20 protein-coding genes are annotated in these 23,793 nt (G+C 73.2%); 12 read left to right on the forward strand and 8 right to left on the reverse strand.

Annotated elements, in window-relative coordinates; all coding sequences use genetic code 11:
* Window position 1: 1 nt before the first annotated feature.
* Window positions 2–1,234 carry a THUMP-like domain-containing protein gene (locus tag H7827_RS11460; protein ID WP_432744681.1) on the forward strand — a complete coding sequence of 411 codons (1,233 nt, stop codon included), beginning with the start codon at window positions 2–4 and terminating at the stop codon, window positions 1,232–1,234.
* Here H7827_RS11460 and H7827_RS11465 read toward each other — a convergent pair.
* Window positions 1,194–1,718, reverse strand: coding sequence for a MarR family winged helix-turn-helix transcriptional regulator (locus tag H7827_RS11465; RefSeq protein WP_432744683.1), 525 nt, complete (start codon window positions 1,716–1,718; stop codon window positions 1,194–1,196). The genes H7827_RS11460 and H7827_RS11465 overlap by 41 nt on opposite strands.
* Before the next feature lie 82 nt (window positions 1,719–1,800).
* Between H7827_RS11465 and H7827_RS11470 the strand changes: the two genes are divergently transcribed.
* From H7827_RS11470 to H7827_RS11480, 3 genes are all read left to right on the forward strand, one after another.
* A complete protein-coding gene (locus tag H7827_RS11470; protein WP_432744685.1) occupies window positions 1,801–2,436 on the forward strand; it encodes a YceI family protein in 636 nt (211 codons plus the stop codon).
* Between the two features lie 113 nt (window positions 2,437–2,549).
* Entirely contained in the window at window positions 2,550–3,092 is a 543-nt protein-coding gene (locus H7827_RS11475; RefSeq protein ID WP_200368600.1) for a type 1 glutamine amidotransferase domain-containing protein, read from the forward strand.
* Between the two features lie 135 nt (window positions 3,093–3,227).
* Window positions 3,228–3,956, forward strand: a complete 729-nt coding sequence (locus H7827_RS11480; protein ID WP_432744687.1) for an HNH endonuclease family protein — start codon at window positions 3,228–3,230, stop codon at window positions 3,954–3,956.
* Between the two features lie 30 nt (window positions 3,957–3,986).
* On the opposite strand, the gene H7827_RS11485 is transcribed toward H7827_RS11480, so the two are convergent.
* Both H7827_RS11485 and H7827_RS11490 read right to left on the reverse strand, forming a co-directional pair.
* Window positions 3,987–4,166: a hypothetical protein gene (locus tag H7827_RS11485; RefSeq protein WP_200365233.1), complete on the reverse strand. Its 180-nt coding sequence runs from the start codon at window positions 4,164–4,166 to the stop codon at window positions 3,987–3,989.
* Window positions 4,167–4,282: 116 nt separating this feature from the next.
* Window positions 4,283–6,823 carry a D-alanyl-D-alanine carboxypeptidase gene (locus tag H7827_RS11490; protein ID WP_432744689.1) on the reverse strand — a complete coding sequence of 847 codons (2,541 nt, stop codon included), beginning with the start codon at window positions 6,821–6,823 and terminating at the stop codon, window positions 4,283–4,285.
* A 226-nt stretch (window positions 6,824–7,049) separates the two neighbouring features.
* Between H7827_RS11490 and H7827_RS11495 the strand changes: the two genes are divergently transcribed.
* The 3 genes from H7827_RS11495 (at window position 7,050) to H7827_RS11505 (ending at window position 9,295) form a co-directional block, all read left to right on the forward strand.
* On the forward strand, window positions 7,050–7,835 hold the full coding sequence (locus tag H7827_RS11495) for a GOLPH3/VPS74 family protein (RefSeq protein ID WP_432744691.1): 786 nt from the start codon (window positions 7,050–7,052) through the stop codon (window positions 7,833–7,835).
* Window positions 7,836–8,016: 181 nt separating this feature from the next.
* Window positions 8,017–8,889, forward strand: coding sequence for a helix-turn-helix domain-containing protein (locus H7827_RS11500; RefSeq protein WP_386534303.1), 873 nt, complete (start codon window positions 8,017–8,019; stop codon window positions 8,887–8,889).
* Between the two features lie 193 nt (window positions 8,890–9,082).
* A complete protein-coding gene (locus H7827_RS11505; RefSeq protein ID WP_364239607.1) occupies window positions 9,083–9,295 on the forward strand; it encodes a DUF397 domain-containing protein in 213 nt (70 codons plus the stop codon).
* A gap of 87 nt (window positions 9,296–9,382) precedes the next feature.
* Here the strand turns inward: H7827_RS11505 and H7827_RS11510 are convergent, their stop codons facing one another.
* Both H7827_RS11510 and H7827_RS11515 read right to left on the reverse strand, forming a co-directional pair.
* Complete coding sequence (locus H7827_RS11510; protein ID WP_386534300.1) at window positions 9,383–10,501, reverse strand: ADP-ribosylglycohydrolase family protein; 1,119 nt, start codon at window positions 10,499–10,501, stop codon at window positions 9,383–9,385.
* A complete protein-coding gene (locus H7827_RS11515; protein WP_432744694.1) occupies window positions 10,498–13,122 on the reverse strand; it encodes a bifunctional FO biosynthesis protein CofGH in 2,625 nt (874 codons plus the stop codon). Before H7827_RS11515 ends, H7827_RS11510 begins: the two co-directional genes overlap by 4 nt.
* A gap of 158 nt (window positions 13,123–13,280) precedes the next feature.
* Between H7827_RS11515 and H7827_RS11520 the strand changes: the two genes are divergently transcribed.
* From H7827_RS11520 to H7827_RS11530, 3 genes are all read left to right on the forward strand, one after another.
* Window positions 13,281–16,208, forward strand: coding sequence for a BTAD domain-containing putative transcriptional regulator (locus H7827_RS11520; protein ID WP_432744696.1), 2,928 nt, complete (start codon window positions 13,281–13,283; stop codon window positions 16,206–16,208).
* A gap of 172 nt (window positions 16,209–16,380) precedes the next feature.
* Complete coding sequence (locus H7827_RS11525; RefSeq protein ID WP_432744698.1) at window positions 16,381–16,578, forward strand: hypothetical protein; 198 nt, start codon at window positions 16,381–16,383, stop codon at window positions 16,576–16,578.
* Between the two features lie 187 nt (window positions 16,579–16,765).
* Window positions 16,766–17,086 (forward strand): hypothetical protein, encoded by a 321-nt coding sequence (locus H7827_RS11530; protein WP_200365247.1) that lies wholly within the window; start codon window positions 16,766–16,768, stop codon window positions 17,084–17,086.
* Between the two features lie 315 nt (window positions 17,087–17,401).
* Here the strand turns inward: H7827_RS11530 and H7827_RS11535 are convergent, their stop codons facing one another.
* Entirely contained in the window at window positions 17,402–19,027 is a 1,626-nt protein-coding gene (locus H7827_RS11535; RefSeq protein ID WP_432744700.1) for a hypothetical protein, read from the reverse strand.
* A gap of 165 nt (window positions 19,028–19,192) precedes the next feature.
* Between H7827_RS11535 and H7827_RS11540 the strand changes: the two genes are divergently transcribed.
* Window positions 19,193–19,804, forward strand: a complete 612-nt coding sequence (locus H7827_RS11540) for a hypothetical protein (protein ID WP_386534282.1) — start codon at window positions 19,193–19,195, stop codon at window positions 19,802–19,804.
* 159 nt (window positions 19,805–19,963) lie between these two features.
* On the opposite strand, the gene H7827_RS11545 is transcribed toward H7827_RS11540, so the two are convergent.
* Together H7827_RS11545 and H7827_RS11550 are read right to left on the reverse strand one after the other, a co-directional pair.
* A complete protein-coding gene (locus H7827_RS11545) occupies window positions 19,964–20,497 on the reverse strand; it encodes a hypothetical protein (RefSeq protein ID WP_432744702.1) in 534 nt (177 codons plus the stop codon).
* A 90-nt stretch (window positions 20,498–20,587) separates the two neighbouring features.
* Window positions 20,588–22,867, reverse strand: coding sequence for a serine/threonine-protein kinase (locus tag H7827_RS11550; RefSeq protein ID WP_432744705.1), 2,280 nt, complete (start codon window positions 22,865–22,867; stop codon window positions 20,588–20,590).
* A 213-nt stretch (window positions 22,868–23,080) separates the two neighbouring features.
* Between H7827_RS11550 and H7827_RS11555 the strand changes: the two genes are divergently transcribed.
* Window positions 23,081–23,728 carry a TetR family transcriptional regulator gene (locus H7827_RS11555; RefSeq protein WP_386538175.1) on the forward strand — a complete coding sequence of 216 codons (648 nt, stop codon included), beginning with the start codon at window positions 23,081–23,083 and terminating at the stop codon, window positions 23,726–23,728.
* Window positions 23,729–23,793 lie beyond the last annotated feature (65 nt).

Here is a 23,793-nt window from a genome sequence, read left to right on the forward strand (position 1 = left end):
AATGACCCACGTGGCCGCACCCGATTCCTCCGCCCGATCGACCTTCGACGCCCTGCTGAGCAGCGAGGGCCGGCAGTTGCTGGCCGAACTGCGGGACTTCGACCCGGCGGACGAGCTGACCCTCGCCACCCGGCTGCGCCGCGACCACCCCGCCGGGCTGGTGTCCGCCGCGCTCGGCCAGGCCCGGCTGCGGCAGCGCGCGGTGGCGAAGTTCGGGGCCGCCGACGCGGCCCGCATGTACTTCACGCCCAACGGCGTGGAACAGGCCACCCGGACCACCGTCGCGGCCTGGCGGGCCCGGCGCATGGCGGGCCTGGGCATCCGCCGGGTGGCCGATCTGTGCTGCGGCATCGGCGGCGACGCGATCGCGCTGGCCCGGGAGGGCATCGCGGTCCTCGCCGTCGACCGCGACCCGCTGACCTGCGCCGTGGCCCAGGCCAACGCCGAGGCGCTGGGCCTGGAGGGACTCATCGAGGTGCGCCGCGGCGATGTCACCGAGGTGGACACCAGCGGGTACGACGCGGTGTTCCTCGACCCGGCCCGGCGCGGCGGCCGCGGCCGGATCTTCGACCCCGAGGCGTACTCACCGCCGCTGTCCTGGGCGATCGCGGCGGCCGGCGCCGCCCCGTACGCCGCGGTGAAGATCGCCCCCGGCATCCCGCACGAGGCGATCCCGGAGCAGGCCGAGGCGGAGTGGGTCTCGGACCGCGGAGAGGTCAAGGAGGCGGTGCTGTGGTTCGGCACCGGCGGGGCCGGCGTACGCCGCGCCACCCTGCTGCCGGCCGGGGACACCCTCACCGGCGACACCGGCCAGGCCCCGGCGGGGGCGCCGGGGCGCTATCTGTACGAGCCGGACGGGGCGGTGATCCGCGCCCATCTGGTGGCGGAGGCGGCCCGGCGGCTCGGCGGCAGGCTCCTGGACCCCACCATCGCGTACATCACGACGGACGAGCCGGCCAAGGGCGCCGGGCCGGACGCGGCGGGCTCCCCGTACGCGAGCGGGTACGAGATCGACGAGGTGCTGCCGTTCCACGTGAAGCGGCTGCGGGCGCTGCTGCGCGAGCGCGGGGTGGGGACGGTCACCATCAAGAAGCGTGGCTCCGCGATCGACCCGGACGAGCTGCGCAAGCGCCTCAAGCCCAGCGGCCCGGGTCAGGCCACGGTCGTCGTCACCCGGCTGGCCGGCGCCCCGGTCATGCTGCTGGTCCGTCCGCTGCCGCGTCCTCCAGCGTGAGCAGGGCGCCCAGCAGGGCCGTGCAGCCCTCGGGGCCCAGCGGTGCCACCAGATGGCGGCGGAGCGCGCCGGCCAGGGCCCGGGCGGCGGCGGTGGCGGTGGCGGCGCCCTCCTCGGTGAGCACGGCGTAGACCACCCGGCGGTCGGTGCGGGAGGGGCGGCGGTCCACCAGTCCCTGCTGGGCGAGCCGGTCCACGACCTTGGTGGTGCCGGCGGTGGAGAAGCCCAGGGTCTCGGTCAGTTCGCGCATCGGGGCCGAACGGCCGGGAGCGGTCAGCAGATGCCACAGCACCTGGAACGAGGAGGGGGCGACGCCCGTACCGGCGGCGACCTCGGCCAGCAGCCGGTCGTTCAGGCGGCGGAAGCCGCTCTGCATGGCGTGCCAGTGCTGGAGGAGTTCACGCTCCTCGGCCCCGGGGCAGTCCTCCTGGGGTCGGTCCGCCGGGGGATCCACCGGGGGGCCTTCGCCCTGTTCCGTCCGCATGCCGAACTCCGTCCTCTTGCGGAAGGATAACCGGCATCGTTAATATCTCGCTAGTTACCTAATAACCAGCAAGAGGATTGTCATGTCAGATGATCTTTCGTCCGGGCTGCTGACCGGCCGCTGGACACTGGACGCCGCCCACTCCACCGTCCGCTTCGCCCGCAAAGGACTGTGGGGGCTGATCACCGTCACGGGCACCTTCGGCGAGATCGCCGGTCACGCCGACGTCCTGGCGGACGGCACCGCGCGCGGCACCCTCACCGTCGGCGCCGGATCGCTCGACACCGGCAACGCGCGGCGCGACCGGCATCTGCGGTCCGACGACTTCTTCGGCGTCGCGGTCCACCCGAAGATCCTCTTCGCCGCCGAGCGGATCGCGCCCGAGGGCGACGCGGGGCAGGTCCGCGTCAGCGGGGAACTGACCGTGACCGGCGTCACCCGGCCGCTCACCTTCACCGCCCGCGCCACCGAAACCGCCCCCGACGGCGTCACGCTCACCGCGGAACCGGAGATCGACCCGGCGGCGCACGGCATGACCTGGAACCTCGCCCGGATGATGCGGGGGCCCGCCCGGCTCGCCCTCACCCTGCGCTTCGTGCACACACCGGCGGCGGCGTCCGAGACATCCGGCGCGGCCGACACCACGAAGGCGCCGGACGCCGCGGCGGCGTCCGAGACATCCGGCGCGGCCGACACCACGAAGGCGCCGGACGCATAATCCGCCCGCGTCCGGGGCACCCGCCCGTCCGTACCCCATCCGCATCCGGGACCACGGAAACGAACACCAACCCGGAACACGGAACACGGACAAGCCGAAAGGATGTGACCGACGTGCGCGTCGCCTTCCTCATGGCGCCAGAAGGCGTGGAGCAGATCGAACTCACCGACCCCTGGGACGCACTGCTCGCCGCCGGCGGTGAACCCCGCCTGATCTCCACCCAAGGGGGCCGGATCCAGGCCTACAACCACCTGGACGCCGCCGACACCTTCGCCGTCGACGAGACCGTCGACGACGCCTCGGTGGACGCCTACGACGGCCTGGTCCTGCCCGGCGGCGTGGCCAATCCGGACGCGCTGCGGCTCAGCAGCCGCGCCCTGGCGTTCATCAATGGCTTCTTCGCCACCGGCCGCCCCGTCGCCGCCATCTGCCACGCCCCGTGGACGCTGGTGGAGGCCGACGCCGTGCGGGGCCGGACCCTCACCTCCTGGCCCAGCCTGAAGACCGACATCCGCAACGCGGGCGGCAGTTGGGTGGACGAACAGGTCGTCATCGACAACAACGGCCCCAACACCCTCATCACCAGCCGCAAGCCCGGTGACCTGCCGGCCTTCGACGAGGCGTTCCTCGCGCAGTTCGCCGCCGCCACCAGCTGAGGTGAACGCCCGCCCGCGCGCCGGTGGCTGACATCCTCACCACCGTGTTGACGTTCCGTGCCGGCTCATAAGATCGTCGTCGATTGATCGACACAACGATCAGCACGGAACTCAACGGATACATGGGGTGGGCGCATGCGCGGCCGGAGCCGGAAACACACAGTCGCGGTCGCGGTCGCCGCAGCGCTCAGCGGAACGCTGGCGCTCGGCGGCTGCACCGCCGAGGACTTCACCGACGCGGCGGACGGCGACCCGGCCCCGTCCGCGCCCCCGGCCGACGGCGCCCCGCCGGCCACCGACTTCATCGTCACGGCGCTCCCCGGCCTGCCCACCCCCGAGGACGCCAGGACCCAGCTCGGCGAGCTCACCGTGGCCGAACAGCGGCCCATGACCGGCTACGACCGGGACAAGTTCCCGCACTGGGCCTCCCAGGACGGCTGCACGGCCCGCCAGCAGACGCTGCTGCGCGACGGCGAGGACGTGGTCACGGACGACAAGTGCCAGCCCACCTCGGGCAGCTGGTACAGCGCCTACGACGGGGAGACCCTGAACGAGGCCAAGGACGTGGACATCGACCACATGGTGCCGCTCGCCAACGCCTGGCGCTCGGGGGCGGACAGCTGGGACACCGACCGGCGGGCGGCCTTCGCCAACGACCTGACCCACCCGCAGCTGCTGGGCGTCAGCGCCTCCTCCAACCGCTCCAAGGGTGACCAGGGCCCCGAGGACTGGCAGCCGCCGCTGGAGGAGTTCTGGTGCGAGTACGGGCTGGCCTGGACCCGGGTCAAGCACGAGTACGACCTGACGGTCACCCAGGACGAGCACGACGAGCTGAACGCCATGCTGAACACCTGCCCGGCCTGAGGCCGGGGACCGGCGGCGCGGGGGGCCGGCTCACCGGCCGGAGCGGTAGTTCTCGGCCTTGTCGAGGATGGCGGTGAAGCGCTGCCACTGCTCGGCGCCCTCCGCCGTGGGGCCCACGGTGAAGTCCTCCGGGTCGAGGAAGTCCATCCTCGCCCGGGTGGCCGGGTCCAGGTCCCGCCACGCCGCCTCGTCCTGTGGTGATCGCGCCACTGGGCGATGCTATCCCCTGGAACGGCCACCGGCCCCGTACCGCGCGGTACGGGGCCGGTCCGGTTCCGGGGGCCGTTTGCGGAGGCCGTTCGCGGGGCGCGGGTCGGCGGGGCGGATCAGCCCAGCCGGCCGAGCCTGGCCGTGAAGCCGGGCTCCGTCAGATCGTGCCGCAGCGCCACCGGGACGGTGGTCTCGCTGCCCCCGGTGCCGTCTCCGACGGTGAGCGTGCCGACCTCGGTACCGGCGGAGGCGGTGTGCGGCAGGGCCTCGTCGCCCTCGCCGCCGTTCAGCTCCAGCGTGAGCTTCAGGCCCGGCCAGCCCGCCGCCCGCACGTCCTCGGTGACGGTGACCGGAGTACGTCCGCCGAGCCCGTCGTCCACGTACCCGACGACATCGCCGGCCTTGAGCACCGTCTCCTCGATCAGTTCCTCCTGGGCGAAGGAGATCAGTTCCCTTCCCGCGTTGAGCGCCCCGGTGAGGATGGACAGGTCGACGGGGTCCGGCGGCTGGCGCAGCACCGCGCCGATGATCAGGCGGGTCTCCTCGCCCACGGTCTGCTCGGCGGCGAAGAGGAGGTTGCCCAGGGCGGTGGTCGTGGTGCCGGTCTTGATGCCGACCGTGCCGTTCATGGGCACGAGGTGGTTCCAGTTGCCCTGCCGCTCACCACTGCTGTCGAAGTACTCGGGCAGCCGCACGACCTGCCGGAAGACCGGGTCCGCCATGGCCGCCCTGCCCAGGATGACCTGGTCCTCGGCCGTGCTGACCGTGTCGGGGCTGAGGCCGGACGGGTCGGTGTAGGTGGTGTTCTTCATGCCGAGTTCGGCGGCGGTCTCGTTCATCTTGGCGACGAAGTCGGCCTCCGAACCGGCGTCCCAGCGGGCGATGAGACGGGCCACGTTGTTGGCGGAGGCGATCATGATCGCCTGCAGGGCCTCGCGCTGGGTGAGGACGTCGCCGCTGGTGACGGAGACGACGGACTCGTCGTCCGAGTCGCCCAGGGCCACCTCGTCCTCGGCCTTCTGGTCGACCGGGATCTCGGCGCCGGTGGACTCGGGATCGGAGTCCATGGGGTGGTCCCGCATGAGGATGTAGGCCGTCATGACCTTGGCGACCGAGGCGATCGGCACCGGTTCCTGATCGCCCGAGGTGCCGAACGTACCGATGCCGTCCACGTCGAGCGCCGCCTGGCCGGAGGCCGGCCAGGGCGCGGCGGGCACCTCGCCGTCGAAGGTGAAGGACTCGGCGGCGGTGAGCCGGAGGGTGGGTTCCGGCAGCGGGCGCAGGGACTGCGCCACGGAGAAGATCACCAGGAGCAGGACGACCAGGGGCGTCCAGATCTTGACCCGCCGCACGAAGGTGCGCAGCGGCGTGGGCGGCGGCGGGGGCGTGTTGGTGAGCGCGGCGAGCAGTTCGAGGGGCTCCCGCTCGGCGTCCGCCACGGGCGGCGGCCCGGCGGGCGGCGGCGGAGCCGTGACGGGGGCGGCGGGGGCGGCCGACGCGGCGGGCTGGGCCTCGGGCTTCGCGGGTGGGTCAGCGGGCTTCGCCGGGGCGCCGGTGGGCTTGGCGGGGGTCGCGGGCCGTGCGTCGGGCCTGTCCGGTGTCTCGGTCCGGGCGGTGGGGGACTTCCGCAGATCGGCCCCACCGCGGCCCGGCCCGTCGCCACCGGAGGCGGGGGCGGGTTCGCCCGGGGTGTCCGGGCCGGAGTCGTCCTTCGGGGGCACGGCGCCGGAGGCGGAACGGGGGTCCTCCTTCGGAGCCTTGCCACCGGCGGCGGGCGCCGTGGCGGGCTTCGGCGGGACCTGGCCGGCACCGTCCGCCGAGTCCGGGGAGTCCTTCCCGGCGGCACCGGCCGGCTCCGCCAGTATGGAGCGCACGGCGTCCTTGTCCGGCGTGTCCTTGTCCGCACCGGCGGGGGACTCGTTCGTGCCGGGAGCGGAACGGGGCTTCGGCGGCCGGGAATCCCCACCGTCCACGGACCCGGCCGCCGCAGGCGCGGCGCTCGGCTTCGCCGGGGCGGGCTCCGAGCCGTCCGCGGCCTTCGCCGGGACGTCGCGACCGTCCGCGGTCGCGGCCCCGGCCGAGAACACCATCGTCGCGTCCGAACGAGCGGGCGCGTCCTGCTTCGGCGCCTCGGGGGCGGTGTCCGGCTTAGGCGGGACCGGGCCCGCGCCGTCCGCCTCGGCGGAGGCACCGGACGCGGCGTCCGAGGCGCTCGGCTTCGCCGGCCCGGCGTTCTCCTTCGACGGGGCCGGGCCCGCGCCGTCGGCGGGCTCGGGCGCGGCATCGCCGTCCTCGGCAGCCGCTCCGGGTGAGAAGTGCAGCGTCGCGTCCGAGCGGTCGGTGCCCGCTTCGCCGGCGTCGCCGCCGGACTTCTTCGCCTCCTCCGAACCCGGCACGTCCGGCTTCGGCTTCGGCTGCTTCGGCGGGACCGGGCCCGCACTGTCAGCCGTGGCCGTCCCCGCGTCCCCGGCCTCGTCCGCCGGGGATGGCTCCCGCTCCGGGTCGGACGTCGGCGAGAAGCTCAGGGTCGCGTCCGGCGGAGTCGTCGCGCGGGGGTCCTCCGGGGTGGGAACTGTTTCCGGGGGGCCGGACGTCTTTCCCCCTGACTCCTGCTGATCCTGCTCCCGCTCCGCGATGTCCGGGGACTCGCCCGCCACCGTGCCTCCCTAGCAACCTGATCTTCATGTCGTTCACCGCTGGCCCTAACAGTCTGCCGGGTGCTGTGCACCATGGCTGACCACTCCCGGGGTGGCGGAAAAACGCTCTCCCTCCCCTTTGACGGCGCCGACATATCTACGGGTTCCATCACAAATCAACCACGCACTCTCGACAGCAGCATGTGAGAGGCGTCACCCTGTCTTTCATCCACGCGGGGAGGCATGGATGAGCAGGAGTCGTAGGACCATTCCGGAGGAGCTGCTGCTGCTCGCTCTGGACCCGGCCACGGGTACCACCGCACAGCCGCAGTCACTCGACCTCGGCCTGGCCGGGGCCCAGCTTGTAGAGCTGGCTCTGGCAGGACGGATAGCCCCAGACGGGGACCGCATTGCCGTGGTACTGCCACGGCCGACTGGAGATCCCACTTTGGACTCCGCCCTGGAGCTGCTGCGCCGCCGTGGCAGCCCCGTGCGGGCGGTCAACTGGATCGGCGGGCCCCGCCTGGGGCTGCGCCAGACGTACCTATCGCATCTCGAACGCTGCGGCATGGTGCACGCGATCGAGAACCAGATGTGCGGCGTACTGCCGACGACCCGGTATCAGGCGACGGACACTGCCGTCAGCCGGCAGATCCGGGCGCGGCTGGACACCGCCATCCGCACCGGTACGCCGCCGGATGCCCGGACCGCCGCGCTCGCGGCGCTCGCGCATGCGGTGGGCCTCGGCAAGCATCTGTATCCCGGGAACGAGGGGCGGTCATCCCGCTCCCGGTTGCGGGATCTGATCCGGCACGACCCGATGGGCGGGCTGGTGGCTCACGCGGTGATGGATGTGCAGAACGGGGTGGCGGGCCAGGCCGCCGCCCGGCGCCAGGCACAGCAGCAGCAACAGCAGGTGACGGAGCGGACTCCCGCCACCGTCGGCCCTGCGCCGGCTGCCGCGGGCGCGGGCAAGGGCGTGGCGGCCCACGGCGGCGGCGTCCGCGTCCGGTCCCGTTCGCTCTCCCACTAGACCTACCGGGAGCCGCATTCGGCATGGGGTGCGACAGGGTGCAGACCGCACCCCGTCGTACCCCATGCCGGTGTTTCCCAGCGGGCGCACCTCCGTAGATGGCAGGCTGCTGAGCACCGGTCATATTGATCCACGTGATCGACGTGATCCACGCGATCTACGCAACGGAGGTGCACCGTCAGTGGCGGGCAATGTCAATCCCACTGTCCGGCGACGCAGACTCGGGCAGGAACTGCGGCGGCTTCGCGAGGACAAAGGCATGACGGCCGAGGAAGTCGCCGACCGTCTGCTGGTGTCGCAGTCCAAGATCAGCCGGCTGGAGAACGGCCGCCGGAGCATAAGCCAGCGCGATGTGCGCGATCTGTGCGGCGTGTACGAGGTCGATGACAAGAAGCTCATCGAGTCCCTCATGCAGATGGCCCGCGAGTCGCGGCTCCAGGGCTGGTGGCACGCGTTCGCCGAACTGTCGCCCACCTACAGCGTGTACATCGGTCTGGAGATGGACGCGTCCTCGTTGCGCGTGTACGAGCCGCAGGTCGTTCCCGGGCTGCTCCAGACGCACGACTACGCGGCGGCCGTGATCGCCGGCGCGCTGCCGGAGGTGGCGGTGGAGGAGGTGGGCAGCCGGGTGCAGGTGCGGCTGCGGCGCCAGCACCGGATTCACGAGGACCGGGTCCCGTTGCGGCTGTGGGCGGTGGTGGACGAGGGCGCGCTCCGGCGCGCGGTGGGTGGCGCGGAAACGATGCGCGGTCAGGTCGAGCATCTGCTCGACTGTTCGCGGCTGCCGCATGTGACGCTTCAGGTGATGCCGTTCTCGGCGGGCGCTCATCCGGGGGTGAACGGGCAGTACACGATCATGGAGTTCCCGGAGAACTCGGATTCCACGGTGGTGTATCTGGAGGGGGTCACCAATGATCTTTATCTGGAGAAGCCCCATGACGTGCAGCATTACAGCGTGATGTACGAGCATCTGCGGGCGCAGGCGCTCAGTCCCGAGCAGACCAGGGACTTTCTGGAGGGTCTGCTCGCGGAGTTCGTCAAGCAGGCATCGTAGCGCACCGCGATCGAGCGGGCGCATATTGTAGTGTCAAAACCCTTTTCAGTAAAGGGAATTACGCGCTCATCATTCGGTCGGGTGAAGGTCTCCGTCAGGTGTCCGGCCGGACGAGTACGGTCGCTCCGATGCGCCGCCGCATGATCACCCGGCGGCGCTCCCACCCCCACCGGGAGAGAGAGCCGGAGCAGCCATGGCAGTGAAGCAGGGCACCACCCCCACCTGGACAAAATCCTCGTACTCCGGCGGTAGCGGCGCCTGTCTCGAGGTGAGGTCCGACGCCCCCGCACTGCTGAGCGTCCGGGACTCCAAAGTGCCGTACGGGCCACGGCTCGGGTTCGGTGCCGGACCCTGGACCGTGTTCGTCGGCGCGGTGACACGGACCACCGGGTTCCCGCCGCGCTGAGCCGCACCACCGTGCCGGCACGGCACACCAGCGGTACGGGCGCCCTCCCGTTCTCTCCCACCACGCCGGGAGGGCGCCCCCGGCCGGTCAGCCGCGCGGGTAGCGCTCCAGCCACGCCGCGGACGACTCCCCCGGGCCGTGCAGCGCCGGCCCCTGCGTCATCTCCAGGGCGAAGTCGTCCGCCAGTTCGGCGATCGCCGCCCTGCCCTCCAACTCCACCAGCCAGCCGGGCGGCAGCGCGGTCTCCCCGTGCAGCGCGCCCAGCAGATTGCCGCACACCGAGCCCGTGGAGTCCGAGTCACCGCCGTGGTTGACCGCCAGCAGCAGCCCGTGCTCCATGTCCTCGGCCACGAGCGCGCAGTACACGCCGATCGCCAGCGCCTCCTCGGCCACCCAGCCCTCGCCCAGCGACGCCACCCGTTCCGGGGACGGCAGCCCCTGCCGTACCGCGCCCAGCGCCCGCTTGAGGGCGTCCGTGGTCTCCTCGTGGTCCGGCCAGCTGCCGAGCTGCACCAGCGCCTTCTGCACCGCCGCGTCCAGGCCGTCGCCGCGCACCAGCGCGTGCGTGATCGCCGCGAACGCCCCGGCCGCCAGCCGCCCCGTGGGATGCCCGTGCGTCTGCGCGGCGCACTCCACCCCCAGCTGGAACACCAACTGCGGCTCCCAGCCCACCAGCAGCCCGAACGGCGCCGAACGCATCACCGTGCCGCAGCCCTTGGAGTCGGGGTTCTTGGGCTTCTCCACCGTGCCCATCGCCTCGTCCGCCAGCCCGCTCAGACACGCGTTGCCCGGCGCCCGGCGCGCGTACAGCCACTCCTCGCGCGCCAGCCAGCCGTCCCCCTCCCGCCGCTCGTCGGGCCCCCATTCGTGCTGGGTGCGGTACCAGCGGCGGTACGCGGCGTGCACGTCGGTGGGCGGGTGCCAGGCGCCGGTGTCCCGCCGCACATGGGCGCGGATCAGGCCGTCCACCGTGAACAGCGTCATCTGCGTGTCGTCGGTGACCGCCCCGCGCCGCCCGTACGCCTGGACGTAGTCGCCCACTCCCTGCGGGCCGTGCGTCGCGCGGATCGCCTCCAGCGAGTCGAACTCCACGCCCGCGCCGAGCGCGTCGCCGATCGCACCGCCCAGCAGACAGCCGCGCACGCGGGAGCGGAACTCCTGCTGCTCCGCGCGCCCCCATATGGCCCCGGCGACCGGCGCCGTCACCGGCCACCGCCGGTGCCCGTGCCCAGGACCGGCAGCAGCTCCGGCAACTGCCCGTCGCCCGCCCGGGCGGCCTCCGTACGCTCGGCGCCGACCGGCCCGTACAGCGTGGTCCGCAGCCGTGAGGGCCGCCCGGCCGCCTCCGCGATCGCCCGCAGGTCCTTCACCGAGCGATAGGAGCCGTAAGCCGACCCGGCCATACGGGAGATGGTCTCCTCCATGAGTGTGCCTCCCAGGTCATTGGCGCCCGATCGCAGCATCTCGGCGGCGCCCTCGGCCCCAAGTTTCACCCAGCTGGTCTGGATATTGGTGATGTAGGGGTGAAGGAGCAGCCGGGCCATCGCGGTGACCGCGCGGTTGTCGCGCGCGGTGGGCCCCGGGCGGGCGATGCCGGCCAGGTAGACGGGGGCGTTGGTGTGGATGAAGGGGAGGGTCACGAACTCCGTGAAACCCGCCACCCCCTTCTCCTCGTTGGCCCGCTGGATGCCGGCCAGGGTGCGGAAGTGGCCCAGCCAGTGCCGGGGGCTGTCCACGTGCCCGTACATCATCGTGGAGGACGAGCGCAGCCCCACCTCGTGCGCGGTGGAGATCACCTCCACCCAGGTGTCGGCCGGCAGCTTGCCCTTGGTGAGGATCCAGCGCACCTCGTCGTCGAGGATCTCCGCCGCCGTGCCCGGGATCGAGTCGAGTCCCGCCTCCTTGGCGGCGATCAGCCACTCGCGGATGGACAGGCCCGTACGGGACGCCCCGTTGATGACCTCCATCGGGGAGAAGGCGTGCACATGGATGCCCGGCACCCGCTGCTTCACCGCGCGCACGATGTCGAAGTAGGCGTCGCCCGGCAGATCGGGGTGGATGCCGCCCTGCATGCACACCTCCACGGCGCCCACCTCCCAGGCCTGGGCGGCGCGTTCGGCGACCTGGTCCAGGGAGAGGGTGTACGCGTCGGCGTCGGTGCGGCGCTGCGCGAAGGCGCAGAACCGGCAGCCGGTGTAGCAGACATTGGTGAAGTTGATGTTGCGGGTGACGATGTACGTCACGTCGTCCCCCACCACCTCGCGCCGCAGGTCGTCGGCGGTACGGCACAGCGCGTCCAGCGCCGGGCCCTCGGCGTGCAGCAGCGCCAGCGCCTGGGCGTCGGTCAGCCGGGTGGGATCGTCGGCGGCCACCGACAGGGCCTCCCGTACGTCCGCGTCGATCCTCTCCGGCACCATGCCCGGGGCCGCCGCCTCGCGCAGCGCGGACCAGTCCCCGTACACCTCGTCGAAGTCGGTACGGCGGTCCCCGGTCCGTCCCGCCGTGTCGATCTCCTGGTGCAGCGCGGTGCGGCCGGAGGCGGTCAGCGGCTCGTCCGGCTCCTGCCACGGTAGCCCGGCCGGCAGCGCGTCCGCGCGGGCCAGGCCGGTGTCCGGGTCGGCCAGCGCGCGGACGTGCGGCAGCAGCCGCGGGTCCAGCCACGGCTCCCCGCGCCGGATGAACTCCGGGTAGATCGTGAGCCGTTCACGCAGCTCGAAACCGGCCGCCTCGGTCCGGGCGGCGAGTGCGTCGATCACCGGCCAGGGGCGCTCGGGGTTGACGTGGTCGGGGGTGAGCGGGGAGACGCCGCCCCAGTCGTCGATGCCGGCCCGGACGATGAGCGCGTACTGCTCGTCGACGAGGTTGGGCGGCGCCTGGATGCGGGCGGCCGGGCCCAGCAGCAGCCGGGCGGTGGCGATGGTGGCGGCCAGCTCCGCCACCTCGGCGTCCGGGGTGCCGCGCATCGCCGTGTCCGGCTTGGCGCGGAAGTTCTGCACGATGACTTCCTGGATGCCGCCGTACGCGCGGGCGGTGCGGCGCAGCGCGAACAGCGCGTCCGCGCGCTCGGCGTACGTCTCGCCGATGCCGATGAGAATCCCGGTGGTGAAGGGGACGTTGGAGCGCCCGGCGTCCTCCAGGACGCGCAGCCGCACGGCCGGCTCCTTGTCGGGCGAGCCGTGGTGCGGGCCGCCCGGCTCGGACCACAGGCGGGTGGCGGTGGTCTCCAGCATCATGCCCATGGACGGGGCGACCGGCTTCAGCCGCTGGAAGTCGGTCCAGGTCAGCACGCCGGGGTTGAGGTGCGGCAGCAGCCCGGTCTCTTCCAGGACCCGGATCGCCATCGCCCGGACATAGGCGAGGGTGTCGTCGTAGCCCTCGGCCTCCAGCCACTCGCGCGCCTCGGGCCAGCGGTCCTCGGGGCGGTCCCCGAGCGTGAACAGCGCCTCCTTGCAGCCGAGGGCGGCGCCCCGGCGGGCGATGTCCAGCACCTCGTCCGGGGACAGGAACATGCCGTGGCCCTCGCGGCGCAGCTTGCCGGGCACCGTGACGAAGGTGCAGTAGTGACAGCGGTCCCGGCACAACCGGGTCAGCGGAATGAAAACCTTCTTGGAATAGGTGATGACCCCGGGGCGGCCGGCGGCTTCGAGCCCCGCGTCCCGCACCCGGCCCGCGGCGGCCGCCAGCCGTTCGAGGTCCTCGCCACGGGCCTGGAGCAGCACCTCGGCCTCGGCGGCGTCCAGGGCCACCCCGTCGTCCGCCCGGCGCAGCGCGCGCCGCATCGCGTTCACTGTCGGTCCCTGCCCGGGTCCCTGCGCGCTTGTCGTCATTCCTCGAGCATACGAGCGTGAGCTGGACGAATCGCTGGGAAACCCCTTGCGCCCCCAGCGGATGTCTAACCCACTCTTTATCGGGGAGAGTTCAGACCGATAGACTCCAACGTTCGCCCGAGCAGCGGTTCACGAGCGGTTGAGAAGCAGAGGACACCATGGCCGAAGGCAAGGGGATCCCGGTGCGCACGCCCGCCTTGCGGTTCGCCGTGCTGGGCCCGGTACGGGCCAGGAACGGGGAGACCGAACTGCCCACCGGAAGCCCTCAGCAACGCGCCCTGCTGGCCGCGCTGCTGCTGCGCGGCGGGAGTACGGCCACCGCGCAGCAACTGGTGGACGCGATCTGGGGAGAACAGGCACCGCAGCAGGCGGTGGCCGCCCTGCGCACCTACGCCTCGCGGATGCGCAAGTCGCTGGGCGACCGGGTGGACGTCCTCATCAGCGAGTTCGGCGGGTACGCGCTGCGGCTGGGGCCGCACGACGAGCTGGACCTCGACCACATGCGGCAGCTCGTCTCCCGGGCGGACGCCGCCGCGTCCGCGGGAGACCTGGACAAGGCGCTGGAACTGTACGGGACGGCCCTGGAGTTGTGGGACGGCGAGCCGCTGGCCGGGGTGCCGGGCCCGGACGCCGAGTTGCACCGGGCACGGCTGGCCGAGGAACAGGCGGTGCTGCGGGAGAACCGCCTCGACCTGGCGCTCCAGGCCGGGCTGCACGCCGAGTCCGTCTCCGAGCTGACGGCGCTGACCACCGTGCACCCGCTGCGGGAGCGACTGCGCGAGCTGCTGATGCTGGCGCTGTACCGCAGCGGCCGGCAGGCGGAGGCACTGGCCGTGTACGCGGACGCGCGCCGCATCCTCATCGACCAGCTGGGCGTCGAGCCGCGCGCCGAACTGTCCGACCTCCAGCAGCGGATCCTGAACGCCGACGCCTCGCTCGCGCAGCCCGCGGAGCCGGGATCGAGCGGCCCGCCGCTGGTGCGCCCCGCACAGCTCCCGGCCGCCGTACCGGACTTCACCGGCCGGGCCTCGTTCGTGTCCGAGCTGGGGCGGCAACTGGGAACGTCGGGCGGGCGGGTGATGGCGGTCTCGGCGGTGGCCGGGATCGGCGGGGTCGGCAAGACCACACTGGCGGTGCAGGTCGCGCACGAGGCGCGCGAACAGTTCCCGGACGGGCAGCTGTACGTCGACCTCCAGGGCTCGGGGTCCTCCCCCAGCGATCCGGAGGCGGTGCTCGGGGCGTTCCTGCGGGCCCTGGGGGTGGCCGACTCGGCCATTCCCAACGGGGTCGCCGAGCGGTCCGGGCTCTTCCGTTCCCTGCTGGACGGGCGGCGGGTGCTGACCCTGCTGGACAACGCGCGCGACGCGGCCCAGGTGCGCCCGCTGCTGCCGGGCACCCCGGGCTGTGCGGCCCTGGTGACCAGCCGGATCCGGATGGTGGACCTGGCGGGCGCGCATCTGGTGGACCTGGATGTGATGAGCCCCGAGGAGGCGCTGACGCTGTTCACCCGCATCGTGGGGCGCGAGCGGGTCGGCGCGGAGCGGGACGCGGCGATGGATGTGGTGGCGGCGTGCGGCTTCCTGCCCCTGGCCATCAGGATCGCGGCGGCCCGGCTGGCGAGCCGGCGCACCTGGACGGTGTCGGTACTGGCCCGCAAGCTGAGTGACGAACGGCGCCGGCTCGACGAACTCCAGGCGGGCGACCAAGCGGTGGCGGCCACCTTCGAGCTGGGGTACGGGCAGTTGGAGGCGGAGCAGGCCCGGGCCTTCCGGCTGCTGGGTCTGGCCGAGGGCCCGGACATCTCCGTGGCGGCCGCGGCCGCTCTGCTGAACCGGGAGGCGCACACCACCGAGGATCTGCTGGAGTCCCTGGTGGACACCTCCCTGCTGGAATCGGCGGCCCCCGGCCGCTACCGCTTCCACGACCTGGTGCGGCTGTTCGCGCGTGCCTGCGCGGAGCGCGACGAACATTCCTCGGGCGAACGGGAGTCCGCGCCGACGCGGCTGCTGGACTTCTACCTGGCGACGACGGCGAAGGTGTTCGCCATGGAACGGCCGGGCGACCGCATGGTGGAGCATCTGGAGACCACGTACCAGCGGCCGGTCGCGTTCGCCGGCAACCAGCAGGCACTGGACTGGCTGTTCGCGGAGGCGGACTGCCTGCTGAGCGCGGCCCGCCAGGTGACGCGCATGGGCCGGGTGCGCTCGGGTGCCGATCTGCTGCTGATGGCGCGGGATCTGGCGGAGTCGGGGACGTACGCGCGTCAGTTCCTGCTCAGTTGCGAGGCCGTCCTGGCCGCGGCGCAGAAGTCGGAGGACGCCCTGGCGCAGGGGCGCGCACACGTGTCGCTCGCCAGCGCGTACAGCCTCTCCGGGCGCTTCCGGGAGGGGGACGAGCACGCCCAGCACGCGATGCTGCTCGGTGTCGTGGCCGAGGACCCGGTGGCGGCTGCCCACGGGCCGCAGGAGCGCGGCATCATCGCTCACTACCACGGCCGTGCCCGGGACGCCGAGGAGTTCTTCCACCAGTCCCTCGGGGCGTTCCAGGAGGACGGCAATCAGGCGGGTGAGGCGAGCGCTCTGAGCAATCTGTCCCGGGTGCAGTCCCGGGGCAGGCAGAGCGCCGATGCCGTGGAACTGGCCGGCCGGGCGCTGTCGATCTATCAGCGGCTCAATTCGATTCTGCGGCTGGCCAACGGGCATTACGCCCTGGGCGTGGCCCTGACCGAGGACGGCAGGCCCTCCGACGGCATGCGGGAGCTGTCCGCGGCACTGGCCATCTTCCGGGAGAACCGGCAGCCGTTGTGGGAGGGGATGACCCTGCTGCGGCAGGCCGAGGCGCTGCTGGCGCTGGAGCAGCCGGCGGAGTCCGCGGCGAAGGCCGAGGACGCGCTGGCGCAGTTGCGGGACATAGGCGGGCCGTGGCGGCGGGCCAAGGTGCTGACCGTTCTGGGGCGCGGGCTGCACATCATCGGGCACTCCGACCGGGCCCGGGCCTGTTGGGAAGCGGCGCTGGAGGCGTTCGAGGAGAACGGGAGTCCGGAGGCCCAGGAGGTCAGGAACCTTCTGAGCCGGGTCGACGTCTGACACCGCGAAAAAAATCGGCCGGTTCATTCATCAAACGTTTATCGTGCTCTGGAATGTTCCGACCTGGCAGCCGCTGAAGGGGGACTGCCGGGTGGTCGGCCGCGGGGAACTGGGGAAACGCGGCCCGGCTCGTCCGACGACCACCGCTTTTCTCAAACGGGAGGGTTCCACCATGACCGACGTCAAGCCGCTGGGCGACACCCACATCACCTCAGAGCCGGCCCCGGCCGAGGACACCCACATCACCGGCGAGCCCACGAAGACCAAGGCCAAGGGGAAGGGTGTGGTCAAGCCGCTGGGCGACACCCACATCACCTCGGAGCCGGCCCCGGCGGGGGACACCCACATCACCGGCGAGCCCGTCAAGTAAGGGGATCCGCGGGCCCGGACCTTCACGAGTGGAACCGGCTGCGCTGCCGCGAGACGCGACAGGCGGCCGGTTCTTGCTGTGCGGGACTGGGCATCTTTCACCCACAGCGGGCGCCGGCACCGTCCGTGTGCCGGTGCCTTTCAGGTCCCCGCACCAGCGGGGATCTCCTTCGTCATTGGAGGCACACATGACCCTGTCCAGGAGACTTCTGCCGGCGCTGGCGCTCGCCGCCGTGGTGGTCGGAGGGGCCGCGGCACCGGCGATCGCGGGTGGCGGTCAGCCGGCCGACGCGCCGCTCGGCGACGGCCACATAACCGATGTGACCCCGCTGGGCGACACCCACATCAGCTCGGAGCGACCGCTGGGCGACACCCACATCAGCTCCGTGCGCCCGCTGGGGGACACCCACATCAGCTCCGTGCGCCCGCTGGGGGACACCCACATCAGCGACAGCTCCATCACCGGCACCCCGACCGCCGGGGACGCCCACATCACCGGCGCGGAATGACGGCCGGTACGGAGGTGAGGCCGGTCCGTTGACCGGCTGAGACGTCCGTACCGGCGGCAGGGGGACGGGCCCTTCGGGGCCCGTCCTTCCGCGTTTAGCAGTCGTTTATGGCGGGCTGTCATGCTCATCAGTGTCCGGCCGCACAGGGGTGCGCGGCCGGTCTCCAAGGGGGGATCTGTTCGGCGGACGCGGGGGAGTTGCTGAACAGATCCGGTGCTGATCGGCCCGGGTGGCGTGGAGGGGGCGCCATCCGGGCCGTTCTTCTTGTCCGGGCCGATCGACCGGGCCGACCGGGCCCGTTGGCCGGGCCGGAGCCTAGGGGACGTAGACCGTGGCGGCCGGGGGGCTGGTGTCCGCCGGGCCGAGCTCCAGCAGCTCGCGCGCGAAGATCCGGGACTTCCCCGCCGGGTGGAAGCCGGAACCCTCGGGCGAGGACACCCCGGCCGGCGGCAGCGCCAGCACCTCGGGTTCCTCCCGCAGCAGCGCGCCGAGCCCCGTACCGGCACCGACCCTCGACGGCTCGCCGTCGGTCAGGGTCACCGTCAGCACGGCGTACGAGGGCCCCGCGGCGGTTTCGCTCACCGGCAGGCTCGTGAGGACCAGGGTGCCCGTCTGCCGGTCCCCCTCGTCCGCCGCCCACACCGCCTCGGCCGACAGCCGCTTGTCCAGCCACGCCGGAAGGTCGAGGCCGCCCGAGGCGACGGTGCCGCGCGGCACGCCGTGCAGGACGACCACGTGCGCGCCCGACTCCTGGATGCCGGTCAGCACCTCGCTGGGCGAGGCACCGGCCACGTCCCAGTTGAGAACGCGGTACATGCCGCCCGCCGTGTCCACCGGCAGCGGGTCGGCCGCCGGGCGGGCCGCCCCGGCCAGCGGCGGCACCGCCAGCAGCACGCTGGCCGCCACCACCGGGCCGAACGGCCGCAGCAGCCGGGCCGGACGGGCCGCCTCCCCCGCCGCCCAGCCCAGCCCGATCGCCCCGGCCACCACCGGCCACGGGCTGGGCAGCAGCACCAGCACACAGCCCACCCCGCACCCCGCCCCGGCCAGCGCCAGGTCGGCCAGCGCGCCGTGCCCGGTGGCCGCCGTGCGCTCCCAGGCGGTCAGCGCCCGGCGCACCACGTACGGCAGGACGGCCAGCGCCAGCAGCACGGCGGGGGCGGCGAGCGGCGAGGGCAGCAGGGCGAAGGCGACGGCCAGCGGCAGCACGATCACCACGCCGCGCGGCAGCGGTACGGACAGCGCCGCGACGCCGATCGCCGTGCCCATCGTGATCCACACCCCGGCCAGCGTGACCGGGATACCGGCCCACACGGCGAGGAACGCCGGGGAGCCGAGCAGCGTGTACAGGCCGAGCGCCGGGCCGAGCAGCGCCACCTGGATGCCGCCGCCGGCGGCGGGCGGCGGGGTGCCGAGGGTGGCCACCCGGGCGCCGGCGGCGAGCAGGGCGGTCAGCGCCAGGGAGAGCAGGACGGCGAGCGCCCCGCCGCGCCACAGCGGGTCCCACAGATCGCCGAACAGACGCAGCGTCACATCGGCGGCCACCGCGAGCGCCAGCGCCCGCGCCAGCCGTCCCGCACCGTCCTCGGCGACGGCCGACAGCCGCCGTACGACCAGGACGAGCGTGGCCAGCGCGACGGCGAGCACCAGGCCGACGACGGGCGTGACGCGTACCGGTTCGGCCAGCAGCAGCGTCCACAGCACGGCGAGCGTGCCGAGGGCGGCGGGCAGCGCGTGGCGCGGGCCCAGCCACCACACCAGCGGCCCGGCGACGGCGGCGCAGGCGGCGGCCGGCAGCAGGGCGGGCAGATCGGCTATGGAGGTCCCGATCACGGTCCCGGCCAGCCGCAGCAGGTGCAGGGTGACCAGGGAGACCACGGCGGCGACGAGCGTGAGCGCGGTGGGTGTGGAGCGTACGGCTACGGCCGGAAGGGGCACCATGGCCGCTGACCCTAGCCGGTGCCCCCGGGTGCGGATCAGCCGAGGTCGGGCAGTGGCGGGGGCGGTGCGGCGCCGCGCGCGGGAAGCGGTGTCCGGCGGGGCGTTGCCGGTCCCGGCGGGCGGGGTGGAGATGCGGTGTCACTCGAACCGGCTTACGGTCGAAGCATGGTACGTAACGCATTCGGGGCCGTGCTCGCCGTCCTCGGGGCGGCGGCGGCCCTGCTCGGAGTCTTCGCGGACTGGTACGGGTCCCGCACCGGCCGCTCCTTCCGGATCACCCAGTTGTTCACGTCGACCGGGATCACCGGGGACAAGGCGGCACTGTTCAACGGCCTGTTCCTGGTGATGCTCGTGGCCGCGGTCATCGCGGCGCTGGCGATCGTCCTGCGCTCGGGGTGGCTTTCCCTGCTCTCCTCGGTGCTCGTGCTGGGCTTCACCATCCTGTGGATGGTCCGCCAGTACCAGGTCGCCGACAGCCTCCTCTTCGGCCGGGGCGGTCTGGGATGGGGCTGGGCGAGCACCATGATCGGCGGCTTTCTGCTGCTGCTCTCGGCGGCGGCCATGGCCGGCCGGTCCGGACAGGGGCGGCACGCCCGGCCACGGCACGAGCGGTACCCGGAGGAGCCGTCGCACGGCGAGGTGGTCGAGGGCCCCTGGGCGGCGGGCGACGCGCCGGGCACCGGCGCCGCTCCCCCGCCGCCCCAGGACCGCAGACCCCGGTGGCGGCCGGGTGACGAGGGTGAGGACGAGGGCGGCCGGGGGCGGGACGCCGCTTAGGCGGTCCCGTCCGGGTCCTCCCGGACCCGGCCGTTCGCCCGGCACGCCGCCGCGCCGCCCCCATGGGCGGCGCGGCGCTCTCCCGGGGCCCGCGCCCAACGGACAGCGCCGGAGCGCCCGGTGGGGCGGCCTGGCGGCGGGTCCGGTTCCGTGCTCCGGTCAGCCGACGCGGATCATGCTGTCGATCATGCCGCCCCAGGCCTGGCCCTCCCAGCCGATGAACAGGCGGTTGCCCTCCTCGTTCAGCTCCAGGGTGCCGCGTACCCGGTTGAGGTTCTCGACGTCGCAGGCCAGCTCGATGACCGGCTCCGGGTCCGCCGCGCCCGTCACCGTGCCGGGACAGCTCAGCGGTCCGGTGGTCTCCACCGTGTCACCGGTGATGGTGAGGGTCTCGATGTCGTTGTCGTCGACGATGGACTCCCACACACCGTCCAGTCCCTCGCCCGTGATCGAGCGGGCCTCGTCCTCCGCGATCCGGTCGCGCGACTCCTGATCGCGCGCCTCGTCGTCCGAGGCGGAGCCCTCCTCGGCCCCGTCGTCCCCGTCGTCCCCGTCCTGCGTGTCCTGCTGCTCTGCCTGCTCCTGCTGCTTCGGCTCCTCGCCGGCCCCGTCGTCGCCGCCGCAGCCGCTCAGCACCAGCACTGCCGCCACCGCCGCCGCTGCCGCCGTCCGTGCCGATCCCCGTGTACGCATGGTCATGCCGTCCGTGCCCCGTTCCCTCGATTCCCTGATGACCGTGTCCGGGCCCCCTCTTCGGCGGACCGGCACGTCCGGCAGAGCGGATCAGCCCTGCCGGGTCCCCCGCGCGGCGTCCAGCGCGTACACGCAGTGGTCCTTGCTGCACGCGAACACGACGCCGCCCGAGACCGCCGGGCTGCCCGTGATGGCGCCGCCGGTCTCCAGCTTCCAGGTGAGCCGGCCGCTGCTCGCGTCCAGCGTGTACAGACAGTGGTCCTCGGACCCGAAGTGCACCCGGCCCTCGCTCACCACCGGGCTGCCCACGATCGAGTCGCCCGCCGCGAAGCGCCAGCGCGGGGTGCCGCTCACCGCGTCCAGCGTGTACATGGCCGTCCCGCTGCCCAGATGCACCAGGCCGTCGGCCACCACCACCGCCTCCGTGGACTGCCGCGCCTCGGTCGCGATCCGCCAGCGGTCGTCACCGGTGGCCAGGTCCAGCGCGTAGACGGTGCCCAGGTAATCCGTGAAGTAGATCCCGGCCGCCCGCGAGGAGGGCGGTTCGTAGGCGGGCGGCGCGAGGATGGCCGCCGGGGTGTCGAAGCGCCAGCGCTCCGCGCCGGTCGCCGTGTCCAGGGCGAGTACGCGCGAGCCGGCCGTCACGTACACCGCCCCGTCGTCGGTGGGGCATATCCGCACCGGGACGCCGCCGGTGGCCGTGGCGTCGCCCACCGGGTACCGCCACAGCTCGCTGCCGGTGCGCGCCTCCAGGACGTACAGCTGGCCCTCTCCCCACGCGTAGACCGCGCCGCCGTGGATGAGGGGCGCGGTCTCACGCGTCTCGAAGTCGGTGTGCGCCCCGGACAGCTCCCACAGCTGCTCGCCGGTGCCGGCCTCCCACACCTGCACGCCGCCGCCCCGGGTCGCGGTCAGCACCGTGCCGCGTTCGGCGCGCAGGCCGTAGATCCAGCCGTCGGTGGGCACCCGCCAGCGGTCGGAGCCGTCGGTGGCGTCCAGCGCGTACAGGCTCGGGCCGTCCGAGGCCAGCACCCGCCCGCCGGTGACCGCCATCGACCAGGCGACCTCACGGGTCTTGAACTGTCTGCGTCCGCTGGCCACATCGAGGGCGTGCACCTCGAAGGAGGTGACGTACAGCAGCCCGTCGCGGACCAGCGGGGTGCCCCACAGATCGTTCGTCATGCGGAAACGCCAGGGGCGCCAGTCCGGCGGCACCGTGACGGGGGCCGGAGCCGGCGTGGGGGCGGGCGCGGGGACGGCGGCCGGGCGCGGGCCCGGGCCGATGGGCAGCTGGGAGCCGGCCAGCCGGACGGTGGCCTGTTCCTTGATCTGCACCTGCACCTGCGGCTCCTCGGCCCGCGGCACGGGCGGCGGCGGAGTCGGAGGAAGGGGCGGCGGCGGGGTGGGCGGTGCCTGCGGCTCATCACGGCGCGGCGGCGGGGGCGGCGTCCCGCCCGGTGCCGGCGTACCGCGCCCGCGGTTCCGCCGCTCCTCGATCAGCGCGACGGCCCCGGCGGGCAGCCACGCGGACGCCGAGCCGCTGTCGTCGCCCGAGGAGGCGAACAGGTGCGGCGCCAGCCGCGCCTGGAGGTCGGCCGGGGTGGGCCGCTCCTCGGGCTTCTGGGTCATGAGGGAGTCGATCAGCGGGCGCAGTTCGTCGGGCAGCCCTTCCAGATCGGGGCCCTCGCGCAGCAGCATGAACACCGTCTCCACCGGGTTCGCGCCGTGGTACGGGGCGTGCCCGGTGGCCGCGAACACCAGCGTGGAGGCGAGCGAGAACACATCGGAGGCGCCCGTCACTCCGCGTGAGTCCCGGGCCTGCTCCGGCGACATGTACGCGGGGGTCCCGACCGCGACGTTGGTGAGGGTCAGCCGGGTGTTGGAGACCCCGGAGGCGATGCCGAAGTCGATGACCCGGGGCCCGTCCTCCACGACCAGCACGTTGGACGGCTTCAGATCGCGGTGCACCAGGCCGGCCCCGTGGATGGACTGGAGCGCCTCGGCGATCCCGGCCGCCAGCCAGCGCACGGCCTGCGGGGGCAGCGGCCCGCACTCGCTGACGATCTCCTCCAGCGAGGGGGCGGGCACGTAGGCGGTGGCCAGCCACGGCACGGCGGCCCGCGGGTCGGCGTCCACGACGGCGGCGGTGTAGAAGCCGGAGACCGCGCGGGCCGCCTCGACCTCGCGCGTGAAGCGCACCCGGAACAGCTGGTCCTCGGCCAGCTCCGTGCGCACCGTCTTGATCGCCACCCGGCGCCCGGACGCCGAGCGGGCCAGATAGACCAGCCCCATGCCGCCGGACCCGAGCCGCCCCAGCACCTCGAACGGCCCGATCCGCCGCGGATCGTGCTGCGTCAGCTGCTGCACCATCGTGCTGGACACCTCCCCGTCAGGACGCTCGTTCGTTCATGCCGCCCCCCGAGCAGCATCTCATTGCTCACGGCACCGGCGGACCGTCGAACCGATTCTTCCCTCCGCCACTGACAGTGGCGAATCCGGGGCCGGGTATGCCCCACTACCACCCCGCTACCCGTTCGGACGCGGCCGGATCGCGCCGTTCGGTTACGTCGATAAGCTGACGGCATGACAGGACATGTAACGACTGTGGACGGCCGGGTCGCGGGCCGCCGCGGGCAGGCCACTCGGCAGAAACTGCTGGACTGCCTGGGCAAGATGCTCGCCGGCTCCCCGTACCGCGACGTCAAGGTGATCGACGTGGCCCGCAAGGCGGGCACCTCACCGGCGACCTTCTACCAGTACTTTCCGGACGTCGAGGCGGCCGTGCTGGAGATCGCGGAGGTGACGCTCCGCGAGTCCGCGGCACTCTCCGAACTGGTCGCGGGCCGCTCGTGGACCGGCAAGGCGGGCCGGCGCACGGCGGAGGAACTGGTCGACGGCTTCCTCGCCTTCTGGCGCCGGCACGACGCGATCCTGCGCGTCATCGACCTGGGGGCGGCGGAGGGCGACCGCCGTTTCGTCCGCATCAGGACCCGGATCCAGGGGGCGATCGTGAAGCCGCTGACCGAGTCCATCGACACGCTCCAGGCCAAGGGCCGGGGCGGCACCGCCGTCTCCTCGGCCGCGCTGGCCGGTTCGCTGGTCACCATGCTCGCGGCGGTCTCGGCGCAGCCCAAGAGCCTGCAGTCGCTGGGCGCCAAGCAGACCGATCTCAAGCCCGCGCTGACGCAGTTGGTGCACCTGGGCGTCACCGGCAAGAAGCCGGCCGCCTGACCGGGCGCCAGGGCGACTTCTCCACGGCGCGGGGGCGCCGGCGAGCCGGTTCCTGTCTCCGTCGG

It is taken from the genome of Streptomyces sp. JH002 (genome assembly GCF_050916115.1).
GTDB lineage: Bacteria > Actinomycetota > Actinomycetes > Streptomycetales > Streptomycetaceae > Streptomyces > Streptomyces xiamenensis.

Coding starts and splice junctions, on each gene's coding strand:
- H7827_RS11460 (WP_432744681.1), top strand. CDS start 2: ATGACCCACGTGGCCGCACCCGATTCCTCCGCCCGATCGACCTTCGAC.
- H7827_RS11465 (WP_432744683.1), bottom strand. CDS start 1,718: ATGCGGACGGAACAGGGCGAAGGCCCCCCGGTGGATCCCCCGGCGGAC.
- H7827_RS11470 (WP_432744685.1), top strand. CDS start 1,801: ATGTCAGATGATCTTTCGTCCGGGCTGCTGACCGGCCGCTGGACACTG.
- H7827_RS11480 (WP_432744687.1), top strand. CDS start 3,228: ATGCGCGGCCGGAGCCGGAAACACACAGTCGCGGTCGCGGTCGCCGCA.
- H7827_RS11495 (WP_432744691.1), top strand. CDS start 7,050: ATGAGCAGGAGTCGTAGGACCATTCCGGAGGAGCTGCTGCTGCTCGCT.
- H7827_RS11505 (WP_364239607.1), top strand. CDS start 9,083: ATGGCAGTGAAGCAGGGCACCACCCCCACCTGGACAAAATCCTCGTAC.
- H7827_RS11515 (WP_432744694.1), bottom strand. CDS start 13,122: ATGACGACAAGCGCGCAGGGACCCGGGCAGGGACCGACAGTGAACGCG.
- H7827_RS11520 (WP_432744696.1), top strand. CDS start 13,281: ATGGCCGAAGGCAAGGGGATCCCGGTGCGCACGCCCGCCTTGCGGTTC.
- H7827_RS11525 (WP_432744698.1), top strand. CDS start 16,381: ATGACCGACGTCAAGCCGCTGGGCGACACCCACATCACCTCAGAGCCG.
- H7827_RS11530 (WP_200365247.1), top strand. CDS start 16,766: ATGACCCTGTCCAGGAGACTTCTGCCGGCGCTGGCGCTCGCCGCCGTG.
- H7827_RS11535 (WP_432744700.1), bottom strand. CDS start 19,027: ATGGTGCCCCTTCCGGCCGTAGCCGTACGCTCCACACCCACCGCGCTC.
- H7827_RS11540 (WP_386534282.1), top strand. CDS start 19,193: ATGGTACGTAACGCATTCGGGGCCGTGCTCGCCGTCCTCGGGGCGGCG.
- H7827_RS11545 (WP_432744702.1), bottom strand. CDS start 20,497: ATGCGTACACGGGGATCGGCACGGACGGCGGCAGCGGCGGCGGTGGCG.
- H7827_RS11550 (WP_432744705.1), bottom strand. CDS start 22,867: ATGGTGCAGCAGCTGACGCAGCACGATCCGCGGCGGATCGGGCCGTTC.
- H7827_RS11555 (WP_386538175.1), top strand. CDS start 23,081: ATGACAGGACATGTAACGACTGTGGACGGCCGGGTCGCGGGCCGCCGC.